General features: G+C 58.5%; 21 protein-coding genes and 4 pseudogenes. 11 read left to right on the top strand and 14 right to left on the bottom strand.

Features of this window, described 5'->3' with window-relative positions; translation table 11 throughout:
• The first annotated feature begins 37 nt into the window (after positions 1 to 37).
• On the top strand, positions 38 to 1,246 hold the full coding sequence (locus AYM40_RS36140) for an MFS transporter (RefSeq protein ID WP_046564565.1): 1,209 nt from the start codon (positions 38 to 40) through the stop codon (positions 1,244 to 1,246).
• Entirely contained in the window at positions 1,243 to 2,004 is a 762-nt protein-coding gene (locus AYM40_RS36145) for a phosphatase PAP2 family protein (RefSeq protein WP_063500979.1), read from the top strand. The genes AYM40_RS36140 and AYM40_RS36145 overlap by 4 nt, the downstream gene beginning before the upstream one ends.
• 64 nt (positions 2,005 to 2,068) lie before the next feature.
• Here the strand turns inward: AYM40_RS36145 and AYM40_RS36150 are convergent, their stop codons facing one another.
• On the bottom strand, positions 2,069 to 2,716 hold the full coding sequence (locus AYM40_RS36150) for an IS6 family transposase (RefSeq protein ID WP_236721152.1): 648 nt from the start codon (positions 2,714 to 2,716) through the stop codon (positions 2,069 to 2,071).
• On the opposite strand from AYM40_RS36150, the gene AYM40_RS43115 reads away from it, so the two are divergent.
• Positions 2,615 to 2,878, top strand: coding sequence for a hypothetical protein (locus AYM40_RS43115; protein WP_236721159.1), 264 nt, complete (start codon positions 2,615 to 2,617; stop codon positions 2,876 to 2,878). The two genes, AYM40_RS36150 and AYM40_RS43115, sit on opposite strands and share 102 nt — an antisense overlap.
• Positions 2,879 to 3,270: 392 nt before the next feature.
• Positions 3,271 to 5,250, top strand: a complete 1,980-nt coding sequence (locus AYM40_RS36155; protein WP_236721149.1) for a sulfatase-like hydrolase/transferase — start codon at positions 3,271 to 3,273, stop codon at positions 5,248 to 5,250.
• Between the two features lie 318 nt (positions 5,251 to 5,568).
• On the opposite strand, the gene AYM40_RS36160 is transcribed toward AYM40_RS36155, so the two are convergent.
• Positions 5,569 to 6,594, bottom strand: coding sequence for an IS30 family transposase (locus tag AYM40_RS36160; RefSeq protein WP_063500981.1), 1,026 nt, complete (start codon positions 6,592 to 6,594; stop codon positions 5,569 to 5,571).
• Between the two features lie 86 nt (positions 6,595 to 6,680).
• A pseudogene (locus AYM40_RS36165) lies at positions 6,681 to 7,193 on the bottom strand (IS6 family transposase); the annotation flags it as partial.
• A 42-nt stretch (positions 7,194 to 7,235) separates the two neighbouring features.
• On the opposite strand from AYM40_RS36165, the pseudogene AYM40_RS36170 reads away from it, so the two are divergent.
• Both AYM40_RS36170 and AYM40_RS36175 read left to right on the top strand, forming a co-directional pair.
• A pseudogene (locus tag AYM40_RS36170) lies at positions 7,236 to 7,526 on the top strand (IS6 family transposase); the annotation flags it as partial.
• Positions 7,527 to 7,557: 31 nt separating this feature from the next.
• Positions 7,558 to 8,304: an IS6 family transposase gene (locus AYM40_RS36175; RefSeq protein ID WP_063500980.1), complete on the top strand. Its 747-nt coding sequence runs from the start codon at positions 7,558 to 7,560 to the stop codon at positions 8,302 to 8,304.
• 55 nt (positions 8,305 to 8,359) lie between these two features.
• Here AYM40_RS36175 and AYM40_RS36180 read toward each other — a convergent pair.
• A pseudogene (locus tag AYM40_RS36180) lies at positions 8,360 to 8,482 on the bottom strand (IS6 family transposase); the annotation flags it as partial.
• Positions 8,483 to 8,793: 311 nt separating this feature from the next.
• On the opposite strand from AYM40_RS36180, the gene AYM40_RS36185 reads away from it, so the two are divergent.
• Positions 8,794 to 9,513, top strand: coding sequence for an IS6 family transposase (locus AYM40_RS36185; protein WP_063500983.1), 720 nt, complete (start codon positions 8,794 to 8,796; stop codon positions 9,511 to 9,513).
• Here AYM40_RS36185 and AYM40_RS36190 read toward each other — a convergent pair.
• The 9 genes and pseudogenes from AYM40_RS36190 to AYM40_RS36230 all read right to left on the bottom strand — a co-directional run.
• The gene (locus AYM40_RS36190) at positions 9,507 to 9,686 is read right to left on the bottom strand and encodes a hypothetical protein (protein ID WP_063500984.1); all 180 of its coding nucleotides are present in this window, start codon (positions 9,684 to 9,686) and stop codon (positions 9,507 to 9,509) included. The genes AYM40_RS36185 and AYM40_RS36190 overlap by 7 nt on opposite strands.
• 22 nt (positions 9,687 to 9,708) lie before the next feature.
• Complete coding sequence (locus AYM40_RS36195; protein ID WP_063500985.1) at positions 9,709 to 10,008, bottom strand: hypothetical protein; 300 nt, start codon at positions 10,006 to 10,008, stop codon at positions 9,709 to 9,711.
• Between the two features lie 140 nt (positions 10,009 to 10,148).
• Positions 10,149 to 10,367 (bottom strand): hypothetical protein, encoded by a 219-nt coding sequence (locus AYM40_RS36200; protein WP_063500986.1) that lies wholly within the window; start codon positions 10,365 to 10,367, stop codon positions 10,149 to 10,151.
• Complete coding sequence (gene istB / locus AYM40_RS36205) at positions 10,364 to 11,131, bottom strand: IS21-like element helper ATPase IstB (protein WP_063500987.1); 768 nt, start codon at positions 11,129 to 11,131, stop codon at positions 10,364 to 10,366. The genes AYM40_RS36200 and istB overlap by 4 nt, the downstream gene beginning before the upstream one ends.
• The gene (locus AYM40_RS36210) at positions 11,118 to 12,044 is read right to left on the bottom strand and encodes a Mu transposase domain-containing protein (protein ID WP_236721150.1); all 927 of its coding nucleotides are present in this window, start codon (positions 12,042 to 12,044) and stop codon (positions 11,118 to 11,120) included. The genes istB and AYM40_RS36210 overlap by 14 nt, the downstream gene beginning before the upstream one ends.
• Before the next feature lie 11 nt (positions 12,045 to 12,055).
• Positions 12,056 to 13,051: a tyrosine-type recombinase/integrase gene (locus tag AYM40_RS36215; RefSeq protein WP_063500947.1), complete on the bottom strand. Its 996-nt coding sequence runs from the start codon at positions 13,049 to 13,051 to the stop codon at positions 12,056 to 12,058.
• Complete coding sequence (locus AYM40_RS36220; RefSeq protein WP_063500948.1) at positions 13,044 to 13,985, bottom strand: tyrosine-type recombinase/integrase; 942 nt, start codon at positions 13,983 to 13,985, stop codon at positions 13,044 to 13,046. Before AYM40_RS36220 ends, AYM40_RS36215 begins: the two co-directional genes overlap by 8 nt.
• Positions 13,982 to 15,223 carry a tyrosine-type recombinase/integrase gene (locus AYM40_RS36225; RefSeq protein ID WP_063500949.1) on the bottom strand — a complete coding sequence of 414 codons (1,242 nt, stop codon included), beginning with the start codon at positions 15,221 to 15,223 and terminating at the stop codon, positions 13,982 to 13,984. Before AYM40_RS36225 ends, AYM40_RS36220 begins: the two co-directional genes overlap by 4 nt.
• A 102-nt stretch (positions 15,224 to 15,325) precedes the next feature.
• Positions 15,326 to 16,039: pseudogene (locus AYM40_RS36230) on the bottom strand (IS21 family transposase); the annotation flags it as partial.
• 447 nt (positions 16,040 to 16,486) lie between these two features.
• Between AYM40_RS36230 and AYM40_RS36235 the strand changes: the two are divergent.
• From AYM40_RS36235 to AYM40_RS36250, 4 genes are read left to right on the top strand one after another with little or no spacing between them, the layout of a single operon-like run.
• Positions 16,487 to 17,938, top strand: coding sequence for a site-specific integrase (locus tag AYM40_RS36235; protein WP_236078321.1), 1,452 nt, complete (start codon positions 16,487 to 16,489; stop codon positions 17,936 to 17,938).
• Positions 17,935 to 19,815, top strand: coding sequence for a hypothetical protein (locus AYM40_RS36240; protein WP_063500988.1), 1,881 nt, complete (start codon positions 17,935 to 17,937; stop codon positions 19,813 to 19,815). Before AYM40_RS36235 ends, AYM40_RS36240 begins: the two co-directional genes overlap by 4 nt.
• The gene (locus tag AYM40_RS36245) at positions 19,812 to 21,692 is read left to right on the top strand and encodes a hypothetical protein (protein WP_063500989.1); all 1,881 of its coding nucleotides are present in this window, start codon (positions 19,812 to 19,814) and stop codon (positions 21,690 to 21,692) included. Before AYM40_RS36240 ends, AYM40_RS36245 begins: the two co-directional genes overlap by 4 nt.
• A complete protein-coding gene (locus AYM40_RS36250; protein WP_063500990.1) occupies positions 21,689 to 22,051 on the top strand; it encodes a hypothetical protein in 363 nt (120 codons plus the stop codon). The genes AYM40_RS36245 and AYM40_RS36250 overlap by 4 nt, the downstream gene beginning before the upstream one ends.
• A gap of 1,056 nt (positions 22,052 to 23,107) precedes the next feature.
• Here the strand turns inward: AYM40_RS36250 and AYM40_RS36260 are convergent.
• On the bottom strand, positions 23,108 to 23,839 hold the full coding sequence (locus AYM40_RS36260; RefSeq protein ID WP_063500992.1) for an IS6 family transposase: 732 nt from the start codon (positions 23,837 to 23,839) through the stop codon (positions 23,108 to 23,110).
• Positions 23,840 to 23,939 lie beyond the last annotated feature (100 nt).

Consider the following 23,939-nt stretch of genomic DNA (forward strand, 5'->3'; position numbering starts at 1 on the left):
GCCACCGTCGAACCGGACAATTCCAGAATCGAGAAAAATGCAGACCGACATCAAGCCTCCCGCCCGCACGCTCAGCCAGATTCCTCGTAGCATCTGGATGCTCGGCTTCGTCAGCATGTTCATGGACATCTCGTCGGAGATGATCCACAGCCTCCTACCGATGTTCCTGGTGACGAGTCTGGGAGCGAGCGCCATGATGGTTGGCCTCATTGAAGGTGTCGCGGAAGCGACTGCGCCCATCGTGAAAGTCTTTTCCGGTGCACTGAGCGACTATCTTGGCAACCGGAAATGGCTCGCCGTCATTGGTTACGGCATGGGCGCACTCAGCAAGCCGCTTTTTGCACTTGCCCCGACGGCAGGAATTGTCCTGACGGCGCGCGTCGCGGACCGAATCGGGAAAGGTCTGCGGGGGGCCCCGCGCGACGCGCTCGTAGCGGATATCACGCCCCCGCATCTGCGTGGTGCCGCGTATGGCCTCCGCCAGGCGCTGGACACCATCGGCGCCTTCGTCGGTCCATTACTGGCCGTCGTGTTGATGCTGCTTTGGTCAAACAACTTCCGTCTGGTGTTCTGGGTGGCCGTGATTCCAGGCATCGCCGCCGTAACGTTGCTTGTAATCGGCGTCAGGGAGCCGCCGCATCCGTCAGGTGCGAAACGCATCAATCCGTTGAAGCTCGAAAACCTGAAGAAGCTGAGCAGGTCGTACTGGTGGGTAGTGTTTGTCGGCGCGGTGTTCACACTCGCACGGTTCAGTGAGGCGTTTCTCGTCCTGCGCGCCATGCAAGGCGACGTACCCGTGGCGCTAGTGCCGCTCGTCATGGTCGTGATGAACCTGGTGTATTCGGCGTCGGCTTACCCCTTTGGCAAGTTAGCCGACGTGATGAGCCACACCCGACTGCTAGCCATGGGTCTCGTCGTGCTGATTATGTCGGATGTCGTGCTTGCGCACGGAAGCCACTGGCCACTCGTGCTGCTCGGCGTCGCTCTGTGGGGCCTGCACATGGGGCTCACGCAAGGTCTGCTGGCGACCATGGTCGCGCAAGTAGCGCCGCCCGAGCTGAAAGGGACAGCGTTTGGCTTCTTCAACGTCACGAGCGGATTGGCAACGCTTGTGGCAAGTCTCGTCGCCGGCGAGCTCTGGGACCGGTTTGGAGCAGGCACAACGTTCTATGCAGGCGCTGGATTCTGTATCGCGACGCTGATTGCGCTCGTCGCGAGGACAACGACGTCTGGCGGTAAAGCATGAACTGGCGTTTGCTCTTCAAGCGCATCGGAATTCGCAACCTGCTCGTTGCCGGCGTACTAGCCGTAGGTGGTACGTGGCTTTTCCTTGGCGTGCTGGAGGATGTCGTGAGTGGGGACCCGCTTGTTGCGGTCGACGTCAGGATTCACGCGGCGCTCCAATCTATCCGTTTCCCGCTACTCGACTCCCTTATGGTTGCCGCCTCGGAACTGGGCGATGCTGCCGTCACCATTCCAGTCATCCTCGTCGTGCTTGCGTGGTTCGTGGGCCAGAGGCGGCTGCGAAGCGCTGCTTACTGGATTCTGACGGTCCTGTTTGCACAGGTCTTCGTCGTCACGCTGAAGTTTGCCATGCGCCGTGCGCGACCGTCATCGATGTACGAAGGCATACAGGGATTTTCCTTTCCCAGCAATCATGCGACGCTGAGCGTCGTCACCTATGGCTTTCTGGCGTTTTTCGTTGCGCGCGCGTGGGGCAGCGCGGCACGGCTACGTATTGCGACTGTCACCGCACTCTTCATTCTTCTGATTTCGTTCTCACGCCTTTATCTGGGCGTGCACTGGTTTTCTGACGTGCTCGCCGGAATCAGCTTCGGTGTGGCATGGATAGCAATGGCAGCAGTGCTGCATCGTGTAGGGGATGAAAACGGAAGGTGTTCTTCTTCCCTAGGCGTGGCGTCCTTCGTGACCTTTGTCATCAGTGCGACGGTGCACATCATCATGCAACACGGTGTGAACATGGCCCTCTACGTCCCCAGGTAGCGTGTTGGCGGGTTCTGTCGCGATAACGGCGGACGGACAATTCTGATCGATATCGTAGGACTGCTTACATAACCAGCGAGTAGAACTGCTCGGCGGCTGATGGATGGGTGTCTTTTTCCGCCCGCATTTGTCCTTTGCGAATCATGTGCATGACCTCGATGCCAGACAGAATGATGCGCGCGCACCGAAAATCCTTGAAGCCCAGCATCGGTTTGACGATACGTTTGATGGCCCGGTGATCCTGCTCCACAATGTTGTTCAGGTACTTGCATAGCCGAATCCTGATCGGTGTTTCCCGCTCGGCATTGATCGCCTGAAGAGCGGCCAGATTCGCGCCGCTTTTGTCAATCGTCACAGTCTCCGGCGCGCCGTTCTGGTCGATTGCCTTTTCGAAATATCGTCGCGCAGCAACCTTGTCCCGACGGGCCCGAAACAAAAAGTCGACCGTGTCTCCGGCCTTGTCCAAAGCGCGATACAAGTATTTCCACTGGCCGCGCACCTTGATGTACGTCTCGTCCATCCGCCAGCTCTTGCCCACCGGGCGCTTGTGCTTGCGGAAGGCTTTTTCGAACAGCGGCACCAGCGTGATCACCCATCGGTGCACGGTCGAATGATCGACCTCGATACCGTGTTCCGCAATCATCTCTTCGAGATCACGCAGACTCAGCGAATACGCCACGTACCACCGAACGCACAGCAGGATCACGTCCACAGGGAAATGCAGCCGCTTCAGAACTTTCGCGACGCCCGGCGGCAACGCTTTCCGGCAAATGCGTTCTTTCTTCACCGGCGCTTCGGACACATTTTTCATGCCCCAATTTTACCCTACCGCCTTATCGCGACAGAACCCTGGCACCTGCCCAAAATTGTCTGATCCTTATGGCACTTGTCCGAAAAACATAGCTGTCCTTCGCCTAATATTGTCCTCATGAGTGGTTGGGCCATATTGGCCACTCTCCGCAAAACGCGGTCGCGAGTGTGAGTTATCTGTAACGACATGGCCATGTCGTGGAAGAGGTTCCATGCTATGGAGGACGCTGCCTGGGCAAGAACCTGGCAATCAATGGCATTGCCCCGCAAACACCAGTATTTGACTCGGTTGCCGCCCTCCGTCCTTGGCACGCCTCCTGCCCATCATTGACTGGACGGAGCAGTCTTCTGTTCATTTTCTTTAATCCGTAGTTTGTTAAGGGGCAAAGGACACGGCCAGGAAGCTGCCAGCCCCCAATTGCGATAGAAACTAAATGCTAAACAAATGAGGCAAAAATGTTACCCAAGCGAACTCTCACCAATTTAACCGATGACGAGCAAGATAAATCCAAGGTTGCCCCGCATACTGGCAATGTGAATTTGTCAAGGCGCAATGTATTAAAAGGTGCAGCTGCGGTCGCGGCTAGCTCGATATTACCTGCCCACGGGAATGAAGGATCTTCACCCGGATCAGCTAGACCCAATATCTTATTTATAGTTGTTGATGAATTGCGCTTCCCGACTGTTTTTCCCACCGGAGTCACAAGCGCGGCTCAGTTTATGCATAAATTCATGCCAAATACCTTTTCATTATGGAGCGGCGGGGTAAAGTTTTCAAATCACAATTCCGCTGCCACAATGTGCTCTCCGTCTCGCGGCGTATTGGTTACCGGACTTTATAGTCACCAAACCTGGATGGCTACGACGATCATCCCAAATCCCAGCACAAATATATCCGACTCTCCACCGCTCCATCCGGGCTTTCCAACCTATGGGAAGTTATTTCAAGATGCTGGCTATGCGACTCCCTATATTGGAAAGTGGCATTTATCTGTCCCTCATCAACCTGATGGGAAAGGTCTCCTTTCTTTGTTTGGTTTTCAGGGGCTTACCGACCCTGATCCAACAGGTTTTAATTTGCAAGGCACTTATGGTGACATGAACAACCCATCGAGTCCCTATTACAGCGATGGATATATCGCTGATCAGGCGTCCGCCTGGCTTAGCAATAAACATCCCGGCGATCAACCTTGGTGCCTTACGGTCGGCTTTGTAAACCCGCATGATCAAGAATTTTTTCCCGCGGGCACGGAATATCAAACCTTCACCAATTTATTTGACAACTCAATCAGCAAATTGAATCCAGATGATTATAACCAGCACGCTAATTATTCTGTGCAAGTTTGTGCTGAATCTGTAATTTGGTCAACTAACGTTTTGGCCAATCCTCCCAGCTATGGGTATCCAAGCATTCCACCCAACTGGGAATCCCTTGAAAGGCTGCGAGCCAATAAGCCTGCATGGCAATCGGTGACAAGACAATTTTTCGAGATGCAATTTGGAGGCGTTTCTGGCAGTGTGGAAAGCACAAATTTTTCTATCGCACCTTATCCAAACACCACTACGTATCCTGGCTATTCCCTGGCTGGAAATTATGGCATCGGACTTTCGCCATATAGCTACTGGCAGCGATCGATGGATACGTATACCTTGCTCATGTCTATTGTGGATCATAAAATCGGCCAGGTAATTCAATCGCTTCCAAAAAACGTAGCTAGCAACACCATCATCATTTTTACGTCCGACCACGGCGATTATGCGGGTTCTCACGGTTTAGTGGCCGGCAAGGCGGGCTCTTTGTATGCCGAAGCGATTCGGGTACCATTGATTGTGTTCGATCCTACAGGTCGATTTACCGGCGACATTGACACGATTCGCACACAATTAACCTCCTCTGTCGATATAATGCCCATGTTGGTAAGTTTTGCCTATGGTGGCAGTCGTTCCTGGATGCGGGGCGATTTGGCTACAATTTACCGGGGCCGTTACGATATGTTTCCGTTACTGAAATCCTATAATGAGCCAGGTCGCGATTACGCTCTATTTGCATCCGATGAAGTTCTGTCTTCTACATTTGATTTTGCAACTGCACCCGATCCTGTTACGAATAACCAAACACCATCTCATATTGTCGGCATGATTACTGAAAAAAGTAAATTGGGCGTTTATTCAAATTGGCAGCCAAAGTCAGTTGATGTGGTCTCAGCCAGTCAGCAGAGTGAATATTACAATTACTCAACACCACACGGCAAATTAGAGCTGAACAATACGTATTCAATCGAACCGATCGCCGCCGAAATGAAAGAATTGCTTTTTAATGAGCTTGTGCCTAATGAACTCGAAGCTCCCCTGCCTAATGCCTTGCAGGCGGTTCATGCGACAGCGCAAGCCGCATTTTTGGCGTTTCTGGCTTTGTCTGAAAATTCTGGGGAGTGAGAATTTTCCATTAATCAACCAGAAGGTTATCTGATAATCTCTCTGCAGTCATCGCATTACACACAAGTCATGACGAATGGGTTGTAAACAAATCCGAGAAGCTTGCGATTACCCACATCTTGATCATAAATTCTGCTAATCTGAAAACGTTTAGGATAACGATCCTAAGAATGGCAAGGAAAGAACAGGCGGATGACGAAGCATGGCTGGATCACGAGATTGTAGAGAGCGAATTTCAGGACATCCGGCTCCGCAAGCGGTTTGGAAGGTTGTGTCGCGATAAGGCTGGGCGGTTTCAAGAGTGAAGCGCAACAGGGGCTAATGAATGGAAGCTGAGTGTATCGAAGCGGTTGCGAGCATACGTTCGAAGACCTCGAATGGCGAATGAAATGCATGGGTAGCGCGAGGTCGGCTGTTGAGGCTGTCGGCGATGGCATCGAGTTCGTCCTGACTGTAGATCGAGAGGTCAGTACCCTTCGGCAGATACTGCCGCAGCAGCCCGTTGGTGTTCTCGCAGGTACCGCGTTGCCATGGACTGTGCGGATCGCAGAAGTACACGCGCACGCCGGTGGCGGCGCTGAGCTCCTGATGCCGGGTCATTTCCTTACCCTGGTCGTAGGTGAAGCTCTGGCGCAGTGGGGCGGCGATCGAATTCAGTTTGGCAGTGAAGCCCGCCAGTGCCGAGGCGGCGGTGGCGTCTTCCATCTTCGCCAGCAGCACCAGGCGACTGGTGCGCTCAACCAGCACGCCGACGGAAGACTGGTTGCCGGCGCCCTTGATGAAGTCACCTTCCCAGTGACCTGGCATCACCCGGTCGTAGACCTCAGGCGGCCGCACATGGATGCTCACCATGTCGGGGATCTGGCCGCGCCGGTCAGTGCCCCGCTTGCGTGACATCCGCGTGCTGTGGCCGTGGCGCAGACAGGCGATCAGCTGACGGCGCAGCTCACCGCGTGGCTGGGCATAGATGGCGGTGTAGATGGTCTCGTGCGAGACGTGCTGGGTCGGATCGTTGGGCCACATGCGCTTGAGCGTACCTGAGATCTGCTGGGGCGACCACTTCCATTCCAGCAGGGTGAGTACGACGCGCCACGACATGCTTTGAGGGTGCAGCTTGGGACATGTGCGCGCAGCCTCGCGTCGGCTCGTGCTGAGCCACTGCGCCGGGGCAGACGCATAGCCCACGACAGAACACGTGTTCCTGGTCAGCTCGCGGCTCACAGTTGATGCCGGGCGCCCGAGTGTTCGGGCCATGGCCCGAACACTCGAACCCTGCTGCTTCATGCTTGCAATGGTCATGCGCTCTTCAGGCTGAAGCTGTTGATACGTTCTTCTTTTTTGCATGTGCGCACCTTACACGAGGAAGGTGTTGCACTTCAGATTTGATCGCGCCCTGGCAAGGCGAAAAGTTGCGCAATTTTAAGGATTCCTTACATGACCAACGAATAGAATTGCTCGGCGGCAGTTCGTGAGACGCCATCAGCTTTCATCTGCCCTTTCCTGATCATATGCATCGTTTCGATGCCCGACAGGATGATGCGGGCACAACGAAAATTCTTGAACCCCAGCATCGGCCGGGTACGGCGCTTGATCGCCCGGTGGTCCTGTTCGATGAGATTATTCAGATACTTGTTCTGGCGGACCTTGATCGGCGTGTCGCGCTCGGCATTGAGGGCCTCCAGCGCAGCCAGATTGGAGCCGCTTTTGTCGATCATTACCGTCTCGGGTTCGCCATTATGGGAGATCGATTTTTCGAAGTAGCGCTTCGCCGCAGCCTTGTCACGATGGGCCCGTAACAGACAATCGATGGTGTGACCGGCCTTGTCGACGGCGCGGTACAAGTATTTCCACTGGCCCCGTACCTTAATGTAGGTCTCATCGACGCGCCAGCTCTTGCCGACGGGGCGCTTGCGATGACGAAACGCTTTCTCCAGCACCGGCAACGGCTCTGTCACGTTAACGAGGCTGCCGCGTAAGATTACACAATGAAGAAAGCAAAATCGCTTTACCACGGTCATCGGTTCCCGGCAGCGGTCATCAGCCACGCAGTTCGCTGGTACTTCCGGTTTCAGCTCAGGCTGCGTGATATCGAGGAACTGCTGTTCGAACGCGGCGTGATTGTCAGCTACGAGACGATCCGCCGCTGGTGCGACAAGTTCGGCGCGGGCTTTGCGCATCGTATGAAATCCGTACGTCGCAAGCCGGGTTCGACCTGGCACCTCGACGAGGTATTTGTGACGCTGCGCGGCGAACCGTACCTGCTGTGGCGGGTTCTGTCGCGATAAGGCGGTAGGGTAAAATTGGGGCATGAAAAATGTGTCCGAAGCGCCGGTGAAGAAAGAACGCATTTGCCGGAAAGCGTTGCCGCCGGGCGTCGCGAAAGTTCTGAAGCGGCTGCATTTCCCTGTGGACGTGATCCTGCTGTGCGTTCGGTGGTACGTGGCGTATTCGCTGAGTCTGCGTGATCTCGAAGAGATGATTGCGGAACACGGTATCGAGGTCGATCATTCGACCGTGCACCGATGGGTGATCACGCTGGTGCCGCTGTTCGAAAAAGCCTTCCGCAAGCACAAGCGCCCGGTGGGCAAGAGCTGGCGGATGGACGAGACGTACATCAAGGTGCGCGGCCAGTGGAAATACTTGTATCGCGCTTTGGACAAGGCCGGAGACACGGTCGACTTTTTGTTTCGGGCCCGTCGGGACAAGGTTGCTGCGCGACGATATTTCGAAAAGGCAATCGACCAGAACGGCGCGCCGGAGACTGTGACGATTGACAAAAGCGGCGCGAATCTGGCCGCTCTTCAGGCGATCAATGCCGAGCGGGAAACACCGATCAGGATTCGGCTATGCAAGTACCTGAACAACATTGTGGAGCAGGATCACCGGGCCATCAAACGTATCGTCAAACCGATGCTGGGCTTCAAGGATTTTCGGTGCGCGCGCATCATTCTGTCTGGCATCGAGGTCATGCACATGATTCGCAAAGGACAAATGCGGGCGGAAAAAGACACCCATCCATCAGCCGCCGAGCAGTTCTACTCGCTGGTTATGTAAGCAGTCCTACGATATCGATCAGAATTGTCCGTCCGCCGTTATCGCGACAGAACCTCATTTCGACAAGATCGCGCAGACTGAGCTTGTAGCGCAGGTACCAACGAACACACAGAATGATGATCTCCCGATCAAAATGGCGTCCAGCGAACAGCTCGTCCAGACTTTTCAGCTTGCTCATCGTAGGTCATCGGTTCGTTTTGCTCCGGCAACTCTAACCTATTCGCCGACCCTATTTGCACCAGAACCCAACAAGGGTCCATCGACCGGCAAACCTCGCTGACCGATAACCCCTGGTCTCGTACCATGCGAACTACTTCCAGCCTGAAGCTGGCGTCAAATTGTCGGAGCCTTCTTGTCATCTTGCTCTTTTTCCTCGTCGATTCCGGATTGTCCTCCTATCGACCTGTCCGAGGAAATTAGACGGCTCTGATGCAAATAGCGTGGTCGAAACGGTTACAGTCTCGGGCCGAACGAGTTTGAGAGCCGACGATGAGTAAGTTTAAGGGTCTGGAGGAGTTGTTCGCGGGGCGCCACTTTGATCGCGAGGTGATCATCCTGTGTGTTCGCTGGTACCTGCGCTACAAGCTCAGCCTGCGAGATCTGGTGGAAATGATGGCCGAGCGAGGACTGTCGCTGGCGCACACCACGATCTTGCGTTGGGTGAAGCGCTATTCGCCCGAATTCGTCAAACGCTGGAACCGTTTTGGCACGCCCACCGGTCAGTCCTGGCGTGTCGATGAGACGTATATCAAACTGCGTGGCCAATGGGCCTACCTTTATCGCGCGGTGGATCGGGCAGGCCAGACAGTAGACTTCATGCTCCGCGCCAAACGCGACGTGGCCGCAGCAAAAGCATTTTTCAAGAAGGCCATCAAGCATCAGGGCCAGCCCCCGAAAACCATCACTCTCGATGGCTCCGCGGCTTCGCATCGCGCGATTCGTGAGATGAAGGAAGACGGCGTGCTTCCCGAAGACACCAACGTCCGGTCCTCGAAGTACCTGAACAACCAAGTCGAGCAAGACCATCGCAACATCAAGTCAAGGACGAACGTCATGCTTGGTTTCAAGCAATTCAAGAACGCCACGATCACGCTTGCGGGCGTTGAATTGATGCATCGCATTCGCAAAGGACAATTTAGCCTCACCCAACTGCGCGTCAAGGATATCACTGTGCCTGCGGTTTGGAATGCGGTCCTCTCGGCTCAGTGAGGCATCCTATCAAAACCATCTTGCTCGACAACCTCCGCTATTTGCACCAGAGCCCACAGCAGGATCACGTCCACAGGGAAATGCAGCCGCTTCAGAACTTTCGCGACGCCCGGCGGCAACGCTTTCCGGCAAATGCGTTCTTTCTTCACCGGCGCTTCGGACACATTTTTCATGCCCCAATTTTACCCTACCGCCTTATCGCGACAGAACCGCCCTCAGGCCCAGCAGGATACGGCGCACCGCCGAGTAGCTGCCGGTGTAGCCATGGTTGCGTTTCAGCGCGTGGTGAATCGTTGTGCCCTGAACGCCGGCGTCATGCCAGTCACGGATCTGCTCGCGAAACGGCTCGAGCGTGGACACGCATGTGCTCGGCAAATGTGGAGTGCGGCCAAACACGCCGGCAATCACGGTATCGTCAGGCAACGGCTGCCCGGGATTCAGCCAGCCGCGCTCGTCGGCCATACGACGAACAGCGGTCAACTTCTTGCGACCCATCAGGCCGCTACGCCCGATGTCGCGATCAGAATCGCCTTGCTGTTAGCGGCGGTGCAAATCCGGCCCTAAACGGCGGCACAAGGTTAAGGAGCGTCAACGAGTAGGGGCCGTTACCGGCGCCTACTGTAGAGTGATGCTCATCAGAATGGATCGTCGACGTCGTTCAGGTGAGCGTTCACGGGAGGGCCGCGTTGTTCGTGCAGCTGTTCATGCAATTGGACCTGATAGTGCATGCAGATTCGCTCGCGTAGATCGTCGATGAGTTCGACGACAGCGAGCGCCTGATCGGCGGACCAGTCGTCCGGAATCAGGAAGTCGAGCCCACAAGTAATTCCGGAAGGCAGGTGAAGGCGCGTCATGATGTCTTCTTCTCGGCCTTGGCCGCAGTACGTTTCTTCGTGCGCTGCTCAGCGCGTTCACGCGCCTCCTTCACACGATAGGACTCGCCCTCGATCACAACGACTTCCGCACGATGCACCAGTCGGTCAACAAGGGAGACGACGCAAGCCGCGTTCGGAAACACCTCATGCCATTCTCCGAACGGTCGATTTGTCGTAACCACTGTCGACGCGACACCGTACCGCCGGCTGACGAGTTCGAACAGCAGATCGGCGTGGCGGTTCGAGTACGAGAGGTAGCCGACTTCATCGACCACAAGGACGTCGGGTGAGGCATAGCGGTTCAGCCGGCGGCGCAAGGCCGAATCGCTATCGAGCGCGGCCAGTTCTCCGAGCATCTGGCCGGCGGTGGTGAACAAGGCAGTGTGGCCATGCACGATTGCCTGATAGGCGAGATTGAGCGCCAGTGTCGATTTGCCGACGCCGTTCGGGCCGATCAGCACGACGTTCGCGGTGTCCTTGACGAACTCGAGCGCCATCAACTCTTCGACGACAGCGCGATCGCACCGTTTGGGCCAGGCCCAGTCGAAGTCGCACAACGGTTTGAAGCTGCCCAGATGGGCATCGCGGATGCGTCGCTCCAGAGAACGGCGTCCGCGCTCGTCCTCTTCCCAGCGCAGCAATGGCGCGACCCACGGCTCGGCCACCACATCGGGCCAGTGTGCTATCAGTCCATACAGGCGCAAGGCGTGCGCGCGGTTTTGCAGATCATCAGGCGCGTTCATCGGTGCCTCCGGTGATCTGGTCGTAAATGTCGAGCCGATGGGGTGTCACCAGCGTGTCCTTCCTGCGCACGTGTTCCGGCATCGGGACGGCCACTGGCGGAGGCAGCTTGCGTGCCTCGCGCCGGCGCTCCAGCGCCAGACGAACCGGATTCGGATGAGGTGCAGCACCACTGGCGAGAGTCTCCTCAATGGCCGCCTGCAGTTCGGAGGCGCCATAGCGGTCAAGCAGGCGCAGCAGATTGGCGGTGATGTTGCCCAGGTTGCCGCCCCGTTCAGCGGCGCGCAGCATCAGCGTCTGGCTGGCCGGTGCCGCCTGGGCCAGATGGTCAAGGCCGCGATGATGGCGGGCCTCGCGTTTGCGTGCAACGAGGGCGTCGATATGTGTGGCAATTTCGATCTGTGCGCCGCGATCGTAACTTCGCACATGGGTGGCGAGCAGATCGGCGCCGTCGAGAATGCGTACCTGGTGCGGATCGGCCCGTACCGTGAGCGTGCGCCGCACGTGCGTATGTGGGATCGTGTAGTCGTTCAGGTCGAAACGTACGTAAGGCGTCTTGTTGACCTTCACGGCCAGTTGTAGCTCGCACGGATACGGATTCGCCGGCAAGGCGAGCAGGCTGGGCTGTTCGCGGGCGAAGGCCTCACGCACGGTGATTGTGGGCTCTTCCCGGCACGGTCGATCAGCCGCAGGTCCAGCGCACCAGAGGGCGGCCTGGGCATTGAGGTCGTCGAGGTCGACGAATTTGCGCGCGGCAAAGAAATTCTCGCGTACAAACCGTATAGCCCTTTCGACGCGACCCTTCTCGTTGTTATGGGCTCGAGCCCATAACAACGAGTATGGTGTGGTAAAAAAAATGTGCTGGTCGATAACCAACGAGGCGAAGGCAGCGTCTTTGCGGAAATCGAACAGCACATATTATTCGGCTACAGGGTGCGGAGGAAGGCCATCAGGTCGGGCTGATCACGCCATTGTTTTTGTACTTCGGCATTGCCTTGCACTTCGCATGTCGCCAGCGCCCGCGCCTTTGTTTCCAGGTTGATCTCGGCATAGATGTTGGTCGTCTCCAACGACACGTGCCCAAGCCAGCCGCGTATCGTATTGATGTCGACACCGGCCTGCAGTAGTAGCGAAGCGGTTGTATGCCGAATCACATGTGGGTGCACATTCTTGCCGGCGAGTGACGGCGCGCTGGCTGCAGCACGAATAGCGCAGCGCTTCACCAGAGCATGAATGCCGGAGCGCGTCATCGTCTGGTGGAAGCGGTTGAGGAACACAGGTTCGGCGGCGGCCCTGCCTTCAGTCTGTGAGCGCAACGCCTCGATTGTGGATTTCCAGAGCGGGCAGCGGCGATGTTTGTTCCCCTTGCCGACGATGCTGGCCGAACGCGTGTGCCAGTCAATGTCGCCAATCCTGAGCTGCGCGGCTTCGCTTGCACGCGCTCCTGAATTAAACATGAAGAGCAGTAACGCATGTTCGCGCTGCCCCTGTGCTGTATTCATGTCAGAGGCTGCGAGCAGGGCGTCCATTTCCTGCCTGCTAAGGTAGCTGATCTCCGGCCGACTGGTTCTCTTGACGGGAATCAGATGAATCTGTGCCCACCATTCGACGTATTCCGGTGCATGTTCGCCGATGAAACGAGCCAGCGCATGGATGCCGCCGAGCCGCTGATTTCGTGTGCTGACCATACAGTGGCGCTGTTCTTCCATGTGCGTCAGGAACAGGCGGACCATTTGCGCGGAGAGATCATCAACGCTCAGGCGGTCGATCCGTTTGTCGACCTTGGCGGCCAGATACGGAAGCAACAGCATGAGCATGTCGCGGTAACTTTTTTGCGTATTGATTGCAAGGTTACGTTCGCCCACCAGATACTCGATCAGGAACCGCCGGATCCACGGACCCAGCAGAGATGAGTTATTCATGATGCACCTCAAGGAAGTAAGTTTCAAAGCGCGTGCCCGCTTCATTCAGCAACTCGGGCGTCAGAGTGAGGTAGCGCTGGGTGCTCGCGAGATCGATGTGGCCGAGATAGGTGGCCAGTTGCGGTAACAACAGTTGCAACTCCACGCCACCGCGATACCAGGCGATTAGCCGGTGCACTGCGCCTGAGTGCCGCAAATCATGCAGCCTCGGCTGGCAGGACGCACCGCCTTCGCGTTGGATGTTTGCCAGGGCGCGCTGTCGCTGAAAGGCCTTGCACACAGCTTTCTGGGTCACAGGGCGACCATCGCGGAAACAGAAGAACGGCGCAGCCGGTGCCTGCCCAAATCTCTGGTTGCGTTGCCGGGCATAGGTTCGCATCGCACTATTCAGATCTGCGCCTAGCGGAACCAGCCTCGATTTATAGAATTTGCTCTCGTGCACATGCAGGACGGCTTCGTCGAGATTGACGTCCTGCATGGTTAGCCGCAAGGCTTCGCCATGGCGCAGGCAAGCGCCATACAGAATCAGAATGAGTGCACGCAAAACATATGCATCCAGCAGACCGTATGGACTGCATGCCGCCGGAGCCACGTCGAGCAGGCGCTTTAATTCCTGCTGCGAATAGATATAGGGTATCAGCGGTGGCGGCAATTCCGGACTGTAGGGAGAAAGTGGAGAAGCCGAGACATGCCCACGCGAGAGGGCAAAACGAAACAGGCAGTCAAGTACCGACCTTCTCTTGCGCCAATGGTTAGTCAGCGGCCTGTTGCCAGTCAGGAAGTCATGTACATGCCTGAGCGTGACCGACGTCACATCAATGTTGCCATCAACCCGGCGGCAGAATGAGGCAAGCGTGGCCGCTTCGGAATCAAAGCGCATGCCCAACGCCCGTTTGTGGCTCACGTATTGGGCGACAACTTCGGAGAGCGTCATAGCAAACTCCCCAGATCGATTTCGGCCACACGCCTCAGTCCGCTCAGGTCAACCTTCGCATAGGTTCTCGTCGACGAAGCGCTGCGATGGCCGAGATGATCGCCGATCTCCTTCAGGGCAAAACCAGCATCGAGTAAGTGCCGGGCATTGGCATGCCTCAGGCAATGTGCGCCACGCCGCGGGATGTCGATGCCAAGCACTGCGAGACGCGATCGGACAATGTCGCTTACGCGCGCAGGTGACAACGGTCGGATCGGCGCCTCAACCGACAGGAACAGCTCACGATGAGCGCTTCGTGGACGCGCCTCCTTCAGGTAACGCAGAATGGCATTCCCAACTGTTGCCACCAGCGGATATTGCTGTGTGCAACGCTGCTTGGGACGATGGACATGAAGGATCTCGCCGCACCAGTCTATATCCTCCAGACGGAGCAGTACCACCTCGCCGCGCCTCAGTCCGTAGACAACCAGCAGCATGATCATCGCACGGTTGCGTAGATCGATCGCACTGTCGCCGACAAAACTGGCGACGAATCTTTGCACGTCATCCCAATCTGGCCCGAGCGGCAAACCCTCCTCCCTATACACCACGGGTGCTTCAATGCCGCACGCAACGTCGGTAGCCCAGCCTTGTCCTTCTGCATACCGGAAGAAATTGCGCAGCGTGCTCGCAAGCGCGTGCAATGACACTCTGGACCAGCCATGGTTGCCCTGGTACGCGAGGTAGGTGTCGACGTCGTGGATAGTGAGAGCATCAATTGCCCTGTCAGGGCGGCAGACCATCGCCAGAAAATGACCGATCTCATCACGACAGTTTGAAATCGTAGCAGGAGAGAGTCCTCGCTGGTCGCGCATGAAATCGACGTAGTGTTCGACATAGCGAACAAATGGTTCTCTCGTGGGATGCCGTTCCTCCAGACGCCCCAGAAAACACAGCCAGGCCGTGGCGGTATGGATGAACAGAAGCCGCGAGCTGCGGGACTCGTTCGTGCGCTCACTTCGAACGAGACGAATCCGGTGGTCAACCGCAAACGCGATTTCCTCGTGCGTTATTAACCGCGGGCGGGACAGATCCATGCTCTGCGAAAAAACCAGCAGGACCCACGCGATCTTGCGGATCGACTTAGGCGGATAACCCAGTTCCTGACAATGTACGAGGAAGCGTTTCCTGGATTCCACGCAGGGCGCGAGCGTGTGGGCAGCAAGAACATGCGGACGCGTAAAGAGAGTCTCAAACATGATATTCCCTCAATGTGGATCAGTGGAATATCAGTATCAGCCTGAAATTATGTCGCCATGGACGCGTCAACCTGACAGGCAATACAGGGTCATTAAGAGGCACCGCGACATTTTTTTTACCACACCATACTCATTTCCTCGGCACACGGCCACTGGACGGGGCTCGTAGCGATGATGCGCGGCGAACGCGAGCAGCGTCGGGTTGAAGCGGATCGCGTCGCCCCGACGTTCAAGCACGGCACTTTTAAGATTGTCGTACAAGACGACACGTGGCAACCCGGACCATGCCGCCCAGGCACCGGCGTGGCCGGCCAGGAAGCTGTCCATGCGTGCATCGAGGAAGAAGTGCAGATAGATCTGTCGCGACCACGACAGCACCATCACGAAGGCCATCAGGGGTCGGCGCGCACGTCCGATCTGCAGATGGCCGAAGCTCCCCCAGTCGCATTGAGCTTGCTCCCCAGGCAAGGTGCGAAGCCGAAGGTACGCCTCGGCCACCGGGCGCGGACGATGAAGCGAAACCAGGTGTCTGAAGTGGTGCTGACCGCCGCGGTAGCCGCGCTCATAGACCATCGCATACAGGCGGCTGGCCGTGAGTGATGGAAACTTCTTGAGCGTCTCATGGATGAACGGCAGGTAGGCATCGATCTGCGAGGGCCGCAGCATCGGGCCAATCCGGGGCAGTCCGGCCTGAGCCAGCACGCGCTGGACGGTGCCGCGGTTTACGTGTAACTGGCGCGCGATGGTGCCACAGCGCCACTTCTCGACATGGTAGTAGCGCAGGATCTGCGCTTCGAGTTCAACTCCGATGGTCATGGGTCCCTTCCTGTGCAGTGAGTAGCAGTACGAACGTCACGGAAGACCCGACGGCGCAGTGGCCCGAGGCGTAAGAAGCCAGGACAGACGCAGTGGCAGAAGTGGCAATGCTCAGGCACAGGTGTGGCGCTGGTGGGTACCGCTGCTCTGGCCGCCGACGTCGTCGAAGTCGGTGCCAGTAGAGCATCGGCGGCAGGCACGGCGGAACCGTGATGCGTCACTTTATTCTGGCGGCTGCGATAGCGGCGCATCCGTTCAGCGTGTGCAAACCGGCCGTGGCGACTGCGCTGATAGCGCTGAGCAGCCTCGCGTAAGCTGGCCTGGCGTGAGGCTCGAGAGCAGTCGCCTTTGCAGTAAATCTGTCCTATGCGCAAGTGAAGAACGATTTCCTGGTACTCGCAGGCTGTGTTAAAGCGGACATCCCCACAAACACAGCAGAGGACCTGCATGATGACAGCAAGACGAACGACCATCCGGCAACTGCCGCTAACCGAGGTCGTTGACCGCGACACACCCGGCGCGACGCCGGTCAGTATCACCACCCCCGATGGCGGCACCATCTATCACACGGCCCCGCTCGCAGCCCCCGACACAGGCAAGCGACGCGACGCCCGCCCGCAGTGGATCGCAGACACCTTCCCTCTCTTTCCTGTTGTCCGACTCGCTGACGGTGCGCCGTGGGCCGAGGCGAACGTCTGGCTCATCGATATGATGGAGTCGAAGTCGTCGCCCAACATGCTCACGTTCGCCAGCATCGCAGACGACCTGGTGGCGTTCCGTCGTTATCTGGATGACGAGGGCGTCGACTGGCTGACGTTCCCCGCGAACAAGCGGCAACGTCCGACCTACCGCTACAGCGCCTCGATCAGGCTGGCCGTGCAGGCAGGCGAACTGTCTGCGGGCGTTGCCAGGCGTCGTATGGGCGCTGTGGTGCGCTTCTATCGCTGGCTCATGACGGAAGCAGGCCTCAGGCCCGCGAACGCGCCGTGGGTCGAATCCGATCGTTTCATCGAGTTTAAGGACCAGAAGGGCTTCAGCAATGTGATTGCGGTCAAGGCCACCGACCTGTCAATCAGCGGTCGGCGCGCCGAAGATCCGTGGGACGATCACATTCAGGACGGCGGTCGCCTGCGCCCGCTGCCCTCTGCCGAGCAGTCGGCGCTGCTTGAATCGTTAGCCGCACTCGGCAACACCGAGATGACGCTCATTCATCTGTTCGCGCTGTTGACAGGCGCTCGCATCCAGACGGTACTGACCGTGCGCGCGAAACACATGATGCGCAAACCGGGCGAGTTTCACGGCGACGACATCCGTCTCGCCTGCGGTCCGGGTACGGGCATCGACACGAAGGGCGGTGTCAAGGGCGTGTTGCACCTGCCGCGCGGTTTTTACGAGCGGCTGTACGTCTACGTGCACAGCGATCGTGCACGCAAGCGTCGCCAGCTGGCAGACGGCGGTGATCATCCCGACCAGCCGATCTTTCTGAGCCATCGCGGAGCGCCGCTCTACGAGGATCGCGCGTCGCGCGACCCGCTCACCACTGGCCCGCGCGTGCGCCGTCACGTCAAGACCGGGCAGGCCGTGCGCCAGTTCATCAGGGACGAACTGTTGCCCATGATGCGCGTGCGGCTCGGCAACCCCAGGTACGAGTTCAGCTTCCACGACCTGCGCGCGACCTTCGGGTTGAACATGGTCGACACGATGACAGCGAACGGGACGAAGTACACACGGGCGCTCGATCAGTTGCGGCAGTTGATGTGGCACGTACAACCGTCAATGACTGAACGCTATCTCGCTTACCGCGAGAATCGCAAGCTGTTCGACGCTGTGCAGGATGGCTGGGGCGCGCACCTGTCGACGCTGGTCGCGCGCACGCTCGACACGGTGGAGGCAGCATGAGTCGCCAGTACGAGGAAGTGTACATGCCGCTCGCGGAAGGCACGCTGCTGCTGCACCCCGGGCGCGCGCTGCTCAGGTGGGAAGGCATGAGCAGACGTTCCGATATCGGTCAGATCTGCTATCTGACGCGCGACACGTCGAACCCGCAGCGCACGCGACACACTTTCGACCACACAAGCTTCTGCAGCGAACGCGCCAGGGTTGTACGTCTGCTGGTGACGCAGCTTTCCGCGCAGGTGACCCCCGGCGTGATGCGTCCGAAGACGGTCTACGGTGCGCTACGCGCCGTGCTTGACTTCGTTAGCTGGGCCGACAGGCAGGGCCTGCATCAGGTGCTCTGTGACGAGAAGCCTACGGCGGAGGCTGTTCATCGCTACTTCGGTGAGAAGCGCGAACAAGTCTCGCAGGGCAACCTGAGCCGCAATACCGTCGCCGGCTATCAGCGTAATCTGTTGTCGATGCTACGCGAGCTCTTCCGAAACGACGAGTTCTGCGCCGATGCGCGGGTGCTGCGCTGGCAACAGGAAGCGGCTGTGCCGACAGCTGTGCCTGACGCCGAAGCACAGGCCGCCCTGCTTGCGTGGGCTGATGCGCTCTTCAGCAGCATCAGCATGCTGGTGCTCGACTTCAAGCCGTACCCGATGCACGTGAGCACGGCGCGAGGCGAGAGTCTTTGCCTTGTTCCGCACAGACACAACCGCCGTGAAGGCAACGACTCGCCTGGCCTGGCTGGCTGGAATCTGGAAACGGGCGAGCTGCGCACCCGGGAAGAACTCATAACGCGCATGGCTGAGGCTGGCGCTAAAGATCCTCTTAACCGTTCACGGGGCGTTGCCTGGTTTGCTGCTAAACATCTTGCGGCGGCGAACAAGAACGCACAGTCGGCTATCCGTCGCTTGCACGCTTCGATGGCGGTCTATTGCTTCGCCGCGCTGTTTCTGGCCGAAACGGGCGTCAACCTCGCACAACTGCTGGCCATGAAGTGGAGTCCGGAGCTTGCCGCGAGCTTGCAGGATGCGTCGGTTGCGCGCCAGAAGTTTCGCGAGGTCAAGTACCGTGCAGCCGCGAAGGACGTCACGTTTACCGTCTCGCTGGGTTTCATGCCGAAGCTCAAGAAGTATCTGGCGTTGCGCGAGTATCTGGTGCAGGACGCAGACCGTGACGCGTTGTTTGTCGTAGTCGGACACCATGCCCAGCCGGGGCGGCTTACCGGTCTCTCAATCAGCTTCCTGGATCTGCTTTACAGTCGACTCGACACGCTCGGGATCGTGCTGCCGCGCATTACCGCCCGGCAGTGGCGTGCGGCAAAGCAGGATTGGGCGGTGAGCAACCACGACCCTCTCGTCGCAGCCAGGCTGATGGGGCACTCGCTGGCCACGGCACTGCACTTGTACTCGAACGGTACGGACGCCGCGCACAAGGCCGAGATGGGCGCGTTCCTCGCGTCGGTCGAGCAGACCGTGCTGAAACCTGGTAACAAACCGGCAGGCAGCATCAGGAGCGCGGTGGGCGTTTGCATCGGGTTCCACAAGCCTGCGCCGATCGCGGCGTCGGTCACCGTACAGCCTGACTGCCGCTCGACCGAAGGGTGTCTCTTCTGCGACCAGTACCGCGTGCACGCTGACGCCACCGACATCCGCAAGCTGCTGGGCTGCCGTCATTGCGTCAGGCTCATGAGCAGACGTGCGGACTCGATCGAGCAATACGACAGATCGTTCGGTGCGGTGCTGCGACGCGTTGACTTCCTGCTCGACGAACTGCGCAGGCGCGACGCCGCGCTGGTCGATCAGATCGAACATGACGTTGATATCAGGGGGAATCTGGATGCTTTCTGGTCGGCCAGGCTCGACCACCTCTACGAACTGGGGGTGGCATGAACAACACGTTGATTTCGCCGCTCGCCGGGCGCCCCGACTGGTATCGGGTCGAGGACGACACGGTCGTTACGCACGACAAGGCTGGAAACGCGGCTTCGCTGTTTGGTGACGACGCCTGGGACATCCGGGCATATACGATTGGACCGCGCACCCATATCTACTTCAGGGGCCACGTGCCTGACGGCGTGAGCCGCGCCCTTTCAGAAGCGACTACGCGGCAGTGGAAGCAGGTGATGTACTTTCAGATGCACGAAGCGACTGATACGGTACCGGTGTTCGGTACGCTTCAATCCCGTTCAACCTGCCTGAAGGAATTCACGTTCTTTGCTGCCGAACGTCAGCTTACGCTCTACGAGGGGTTGTCCAGCGCTGCCGTTGTTCTGGACTATGTGGCGCATGCCGGGAGGGAGAGAAAGGCCAATCCTCTTCATTCGCTTCTGGTAAAGCTTCACCGTCTGGGCGTCGGGACCACGGGGCTGCGCGTACCGCTGGCCCAACTGCACAAGCCTCTGTTCGAACGCTACGCGCAACGTGCTGGAAGCTCACAACACCCTGTCATCCCGACGCGGATCTACCAGCACTTTCTGTCGACCTGTGAGCACGACCTCAGCGTTGCTGAGGGTGTCGCTGGCATCCTGTCGGACTACCTCGCACACAAGTACGCCGGCGAGATTCCATGCATCCCTGATGAACTGGTAAGGATCGCTGAGTACTTCGCGTGCAAGAACTCCCCTTTCGTCGTGTTGTCGCTTGTGGCGTCGATCGGTGCGCTATGCCAGCTTGTCATCCTGTCATTCACCGGCATGCGTGCGATGGAAGCGGAGACCCTGCCGTACGACTGCCTGCGCGAGACCCGTCTGGATGGCGTGACCCACTACACCATCGAGGGCGTCACGACCAAGCTGTCGGGAGGGCATCCCAGGCGCGCATGCTGGGTGACCAGCCCGCTCGCCGCCCGTGCCGTCAGGCTCGCGCAACGCCTGTCGGGCGAGGCACACCGTGCGCACGGCGAGCAGGGCTACGCCGAATCGACGGACGGTTCGCACCTGCTGTTCTGCCGGATGGGTCTGCATCTTAAGTACGTGGCAAACCGGGCGGCGAGTAACGTACATAACGAAATCGAAGCCTTTCGCGAGCGCGTCTTCCCGACGATCACGGCGGAGGATATCGCTGAACTGAAGCGTGTTGACATGCACCGCGCGTGGGAAGACGAGCCGAAGTACACGCTCGGGCAACAGTGGCCGTTCACTCGGCACCAGCTTCGCAGGACCTTGGCCCTCTTCGCCCATCGGAGCGGCCTCGTGACGCTACCGACGCTCAAACGTCAGCTGCAGCACCTCACGCAGGAGATGAGCACCTACTATGCGCGCGGCTCGGCGTTCGCGAAGGGCTTCATCGACACCGACAGTACCCACTTCGCGAAGGAATGGGCCGAGACGCAGGGCCTGTCCGAGTATCTCGCGTACGCCGAGCAGGTGCTGTTCGCTGACGAGCGGTTGTTCGGCGGGCACGCAGCGTGGGTGCAGAGCCGTGCCGTGCAGGCTTCGCCGGTGTCGGTTTATTCGCGCGAGCAGACGGTGAGAATGTTCGGTAAGGGCGAACTGGCGTACCGAGAGACGGTGTTGGGCGGCTGCGTCAGCGTCGAGCCGTGCAAGTCGACGCCACTCGACTGGATGCGTCTGGATTGCCTTGAATCGAACTGCCGCAATCTCGTCGTCGTGCCGTCAAAGCTTCAGCGCGTGATCAAGGCGCAGCAGGTTACGGTCGCGAAGCTGCGCGCGGTCGATGAGGCGAGCGTCGAATACCGTATCGAGGCCCAGACGCTGCAACGATTGCTTGACGCGCAGAAGAAACTGATCAAACCGGAGGCAGCATGAGCGACGCCATGACCGACTACTACGCCGCCCTTGAGCGGCTGAAGAAACGCAAGGGTGCACGTATCAACAACGACACCGTGGCGATCGAGGCGGGCCGCAAGAAGGGCAGCATCAAGAAGTCGCGCCCGCAGTTCACCGAACTGATCGCAGCGATCGACACGGCCAACGTGGTAACCGCGCGCCCGAAGCTCGAGCTGAACGAGCGGCTGAACCGCGCGAAGGGCGACGCGAAGGATCTGCAGGCACAGCTTGACGAGTCGCTGGCTCGTGAACTCGCTCTGCTACGTCAGGTGTTCAGCCTGCGCAAGGAACTGGCCGCGCTGCGTGGCGGTAGCGTCCTGCCCTTGCAGCCGCGCTAGATCGGGGCGGACGTCTTCGCTCCATGCGGGCTGGTGAAGCCCGGCAAAGTGAACCCTTGACGCGCGATGGCTTGACGCGCTCCAGCATGGTCGGAGGCCCGGCTTTATCGGGCCGCCGACCACGCGAAACTTGCGGCGGAAGATGGACATCAGGACAGTTGTTCTGTCCACTTTTTCGGCTAACCAAATGGACATCCTGCTGACTGCCGATCCCTGTATTTTCAAGGCGCCGGCTGATGTCCACTGTTTTTCTCTTGCGCATACTGGCCGCGGTCACAACGGCGGCAAACAATGACCTGGGCCCGGCAGCGGGCGCAAACGAAGAGGCGGCCTGAGGCCGGCATCGGCAATCCCCGTCAATGCCGATGCGATATCGACAGGGCTGACGGGGCGTGCAATACTTTGCTGGCACCGTGCCCCGTCGTGCGCGTGCTGGGCTCGACACCGGATTGGACCTGGCAGTTTAGGCCGGTGTCGGGCCTGTTTCTTCGGCGGTAGGCCTTCTTCTACCGCATCCTGACTCCTGCGTCACCCCTTCCTGAAACGAGCCGCGTCGGGTGCGTCTGCACTCGCCCTTCGGGCTCCTTCCGACGCACCCGATACCGCCCATCGATGCCATCAACAACAAGCACCGGACTGCCCTGCAGAACAGGAATCGTTTCGCATTTCTGATCGACGCCGCCATCTGGTGTCGGATTCTGACCGCCGTCCACACTTGCCGCATGCGGACAAGGACTTGACGGTACTCAAACAATTCGAACCTCCGGTTGGTCATGGACACTCCGTTCAGAAAGAACGGGAGCGTACCCATCTGGAAAGTTCGAATCGCGTTCAACACCCCGCGCCAGTGGCGCCTATGCGCCGGTCATCAGGCGGCGCCAATACGCCGATCCCGGAATGGCTCCATAACGCCGGTCAGTGACACCTGAAGCTCGCTCGTCTATAGGCCGTATAGTACATATCTTCGTTTGATGGTGCGTGCTTAGATGCCAACTGACGGCGTTGTCAAGTTGGCGACTGTAGGCAAAAAGTGCGGCGCACGCGTAGTTATCCTTATCAGATTGCTATCTCGATTGCGGCTGCGACAGTCCAACCATGCCAGGTGGCGAGGCGTTCTGTTAGTACGGCGCGATGACATGCCGCGTTCATCTGATGTCTGGGCAACGCGAAGTGCTGCCGAATCGGGCCGAAGCATGAGAGAAACGCCTGCGTGCGACGCGCGTCGCGAAAGCCGCACATCTGGCGTTCGTGCCTACGGGTTGGCTGGTGACTGTTCTCGGCGCGGTTGTTTACGCGTGCGGCCGCTTTGACGAAAACGTGCTTTACCTGAGCGAGCTCAGGAATATCAGCCTTCGCCGCCGGATAACTGCGCAGTTGGTCGGTAACGATTTTGCGCGGCACCGGGTTTGAACGCAGCACCCGCCGAAAGAAGCGCTTTGCCGCGGCCTTGTCGCGACGCTTTTGCACCAGCACATCGAGTTCGGCGCCGTGCTCGTCGACCGCCCGCCACAACAGGTACGGCTCACCGCGCAGCGTCACGAACATCTCGTCTAAATGCCAGGTGCTGCCTGGCTTGCGCCGCACCGCCCTGGCGCACTGAGCGAATCCGGCGCCGAACTTGTCGCACCAGCGACGGATCGTTTCGTACGTGACCACTACGCCACGCTCGAGCAACAACTCCTCGATGTCGCGCAGGCTCAGGCTGAATCGGAAGTACCAGCGAACGGCGCAGCTGATGACGATAGCAGGGAAGCGGTGGCCGTGATAAAGCGATTTCGTCTTCTTCATCGCTTCATTCTACCGCCCCATCTCCAGCAACTTGACAGTGCCCCCGCACCTACTGCCGCACCGCTCAATAACAAATCAACCGCGGATCGAGTCATATGAC

The sequence above is a fragment of the Paraburkholderia phytofirmans OLGA172 genome (assembly GCF_001634365.1).
Lineage (GTDB): Bacteria > Pseudomonadota > Gammaproteobacteria > Burkholderiales > Burkholderiaceae > Paraburkholderia.